This is a genomic window from Planomonospora algeriensis, assembly GCF_977012225.1.
In genome coordinates this window covers 1-546 of record NZ_CDRNDK010001065.1, presented here as the reverse complement: position 1 = coordinate 546, position 546 = coordinate 1, and the positions used below count along the sequence as shown (strand labels likewise).

Genomic DNA, 546 nt, shown 5'->3' with positions numbered 1-546 from the left:
GGGCAGTACGCGGTCCAGCCAGCGGGGCAGCCACCAGGCGCCGTCGCCGAGCAGGGACATCACGGCCGGCACGATCGTCATCCGGACCACGAAGGCGTCGACGGCCACGCCGAGGGCCAGGGCGAAGCCCATCGACTTGATGATCGGGTCGTCCATCAGCACGAAGCCGCCGAAGACCGAGATCATGATGAGCGCGGCGGCGGTGACGACGCGCCCGCCGTGGCCCATGCCGTTGACGGTGGCCTGCCGGGCGGTGTCGCCGTGCACGAAGTCCTCCCGCATCCGGGAGACCAGGAAGACCTGGTAGTCCATGGCCAGGCCGAACAGGATGCCGATGAGCAGGATCGGCAGGAAGCTGACCAGCGGGCCGGGCGTGTCCAGGCCGACCAGGCCGGCCAGGTGGCCCTGCTGGAAGATCGCGACGGTGATGCCGAAGGTGGCGCCGACGGTGAGCAGGAAGCCCGCGGCCGCCTTGACCGGCACCAGCACCGAGCGGAAGACCAGCATCAGCAGCAGGACCGACAGGCCCACGACCAGCAGCAGGTA

At 70.0% G+C, this 546-nt stretch carries 1 protein-coding gene; it reads right to left on the bottom strand.

Features of this window, described 5'->3' with window-relative positions; translation table 11 throughout:
• Positions 1 to 546 (bottom strand): MMPL family transporter (locus ACWJ6R_RS37815; protein WP_449066780.1); only part of this gene is annotated, 546 nt, incomplete at both ends.